This window comes from Streptomyces niveus (assembly GCF_001723055.1).
GTDB classification, from domain to species: domain Bacteria; phylum Actinomycetota; class Actinomycetes; order Streptomycetales; family Streptomycetaceae; genus Streptomyces; species Streptomyces niveus.
Map to the genome: position 1 here is coordinate 1 of NZ_MDCR01000368.1, position 3,191 is coordinate 3,191.

Below are 3,191 nucleotides of genomic sequence, written 5' to 3' on the forward strand. Positions count from 1 at the left end.
CGTATCAACGCGGCTGCCGCCGCCGCTGCCGCACGCCCTCCGGTGCCGCCGCCGCCCTCCCACGACCCCCCGCCGCCCCGGCAGTCGCCCGACTGGGACACCGGCCGCGCCGCCCCCGCGCCCGTGGCCGCCGTACCGGGCCCCGGCGGCCCTGGCGGGCCCGTGAGGCTCTCCGGCTCCCCCGTCCCGATCGGGCCCGGCCCCCGGGTCGCCGAGGGCCGCGGCGCCGCCTCTGTCGACGCCGGGCCGGCGACCGGCTGGATCCGGCCGCCCGTGGGACTGACCGGCGCACAGCTGCCCGCCGGTGGCGTCCACGCCCCCGCCGCGCCGCCGCTGTCCGCCCCGATGCCCGCGCCGGCGCCCGTCCCCGACGCGGGCGCCGCGCCGGGCCGCTGGCGGCCCTGGCGCTTCCGGATGTCGAACGACGTCTGGGGCACCCCCGTCGTCGACGGCGACCTCCTCTACGTCACGTCGTTCGAGGTCCACGCGCTGGACGTGGGCAGCGGGCGCCGGCAGTTCAAGACCCGCGACGTCGCCTGGGCGATGGCCGTCGCCGGAGGCCGTATCCACGCCTCCGACGGCCCGACCCTCTACGCGCTCGACGGGGCGGACGGCACCGAGCGCTGGCGCCTCCAGACCGACGCCTGGGTGTATTCGCTGAAGACCGACCGGGGCACCGTCGTCACCGGTACGCGCGGCGGCGGCGTCCAGGCGTGGGAGGCGTCCAACGGCGAGAAGCTGTGGGAAGTCACCGGCGCCCAGACCGACTTCGAGACACCGGAGGCCGGGCCCGCGATCTTCGACGGCACGGTGTACGTGTGGCAGAACGCCCGCCTGCGCGCGCTCGACGCCCGCACCGGCAACGAGCGCTGGTCGTATCCCATCGGCGACGGCGCGGCCTGCGGTGGCGTCCCGATCCGCCTGGTGCCCGCGTCCGACGGGCATGTGTACGTCTCCGCCGGCACCCGCGTGCTGTCGATCGACATCGCGAGCGGGCATGTGCGCTGGCACTTCGAGGCGCCCGCCGTCTTCCTCTCCCCGCCCGCCTTCGCGCCGGGCCCCGCCGTGACCGGCGGCGGCGTGTATCTCGCCGACTACCTCGGCACGGTGTACGCACTGGACGCCACCACCGGCAAGGACCGCTGGCGCATCGCCACCGAGGCCCGCCAGTCGCTCGAACCGGTCCTGGTCACGGCCGGGAACGTGCACGTGGGCAGCGGCAGCGCGCTCTACACGCTGGACGCGGTGGCCGGTACGCCCAAGTGGCGCTTCGCGGCGGGCGGCGACGTCGTCGGCGCGCCCGTGGTGGCCGACGGCCGGCTGCACTTCGGCTCGGCCGACCATGTCCTCTACACGCTGGACGCCGGCGGCGGACAGCTCCGCTGGAAGCTGGCGACGGGCGGCGAGATCACCGGCTCACCGGTGGCGCGCGGGGGAGTGGTGTACGCGTGCAGCAAGGACCGCTGCGTGTACGCCCTGGACGCGATCAAGGGCACGGCAACGGGCCGCGGCGCCCGCTAGGGCGTGTCCGCGAAGNNGCCTTGCGATCGCACGCACCAACGCGACATCAGCCGCTCCGCGGCGGGCGTGAGCCCCGCCCTTCGGGCGGACGACGCTACTTTGCGGACACGCCCTAGCGCCTGTCGTCCGGAGGCGGCTGCTGAGGCTCAGGCGGCGGTGTCCACGGCTGCTGTTCCCGGGTGTCGTCCCAGGCGTGCTGTTCCGTACTTCCCGCCGGGGGGTGGCCCGCGTCGTACGGCGGGTACTGGTGCGTACGGTACGGCTCCGGCTCGTCGTACCCGACCTGGCCCACCTGCCCGACCTGGCCGGTGTCCCCGTACTCCCCGTAACCCCCGTACCGCTCCGGCGCCCGGTCGCCCGCGACGTACCGGTGACTCCCGCGCCCGCCCCGCGAACGCCGCCCGCTCATCACCGCCGCCGCGATCAGCAGCAGCGCCCCGCCGCCCAGGGCGGCGGCGACGCCGAGGCCGATCCCCGTGCCGTCGCTGTTGAGCGTGAGACCGTCCGAGCGCTGCCCCTGGCGCACCATCCACAGGATGGTGAACCCGAGCACGATCAGCCCGGACAGCGCCACCAGCAGCCGGGAGCGCAGCACCAGGCCCAGCAGAGTGACCAGGGCGGCGAAGGCGAAGGGCAGCAGGAGCGAGACCCAGAGGTCCGAGCTGGTGCCGGTGATGCCGTTGAACAGGTCCTCGACGCGGTAGTCCCGGCCGTGCCTGCCGTCGTACCAGGACTGGAAGGGGCTGGCCACCGCCCCGGCGGCGCCGATGACGGCGAGGACCGACCCGATGACGTTGCGGATCATCGACGGCCTCCTTGGAAGAGCGTGCCGAGTGCCGTGCGCGGCTGCCGAAATTCGACGCTACGCCCGGGAACCAGGGGCCGCCAGATTTAGTCCCGTGCACCGAGGTCTCACGCGCGGTCTCGCGCACCGAGCACACCTCCGGCCCTGCTAGGGTGACATGCGCTCGACAAAAGGGCATCTACCATGACCAACCGCACCAATTTCAACGGGGGTTGAAATGAAAATTCGTCATGTCCGCGCCATAGCCGTCTTCGGTATCGCCGTCTTCGCGCTGACCGGCGCCCGCGGCTCCAGCGGCGGCGGCTGCTCCAGCTCCAGCGGCAGTTCCAGCTCCAGCGGCGGCAGCCACTCGGACAGCGACTACGACGACGACTACGACAGCGACAGCACGTCGGGCTCCTCCACCACCGGGGGCTCCGTGACGGGCGGCAGCACGGCCGACGCCGGGCGCGATCTGACCATCGCCAGCTGCAAGTACGACTCCACCGCCCAGGGCTTCGTCGCCGAGATCACCGCCAACAACAGTGGCTCGGCCGCGTACTCCTACACGTTCACCGTCGACTTCACCGACTCGGCCGGCGCGACGGTCGGCAACACCGTCGGCAGCATCCCCGACGTCCCCGCCGGTGGCAGCGACACCGTCGAGGTCACCGCGGTGGACCTGTCCAACGACAAGGGTGCCTCCGGCGGCAACTGCAAGGTCGACAACGTGATCCGCATGGCGGCCTGAGCACCACGCCAGAGACACCCGAGACACCTCAGACACCTGAGAAACAGAAGAACGACGGTCGGCGGGGCCCCCTGAACGGTCCCGACGTCCGTCGTTCTTCTGCCTTGCGCCCCCTGCTTACGCCCCCCCCCGGGC

Annotated in this window: 3 protein-coding genes; 2 read left to right on the plus strand and 1 reads right to left on the minus strand. The window is 73.3% G+C overall.

Translation table 11 applies throughout. The features are described from left to right. Window positions 1-1,521 (plus strand): PQQ-binding-like beta-propeller repeat protein (locus BHU15_RS33140; RefSeq protein WP_171908491.1); only part of this gene is annotated, 1,521 nt, incomplete at its 5' end. A 112-nt stretch (window positions 1,522-1,633) separates the two neighbouring features. Here BHU15_RS33140 and BHU15_RS38790 read toward each other — a convergent pair. Further along, on the minus strand, window positions 1,634-2,326 hold the full coding sequence (locus BHU15_RS38790; protein ID WP_079128545.1) for a hypothetical protein: 693 nt from the start codon (window positions 2,324-2,326) through the stop codon (window positions 1,634-1,636). A 217-nt stretch (window positions 2,327-2,543) separates the two neighbouring features. Here BHU15_RS38790 and BHU15_RS40520 point away from each other — a divergent pair, with 217 nt between their 5' ends. Then, window positions 2,544-3,056: a hypothetical protein gene (locus tag BHU15_RS40520; RefSeq protein ID WP_069630521.1), complete on the plus strand. Its 513-nt coding sequence runs from the start codon at window positions 2,544-2,546 to the stop codon at window positions 3,054-3,056. The last annotated feature ends 135 nt before the right edge of the window (window positions 3,057-3,191 follow it).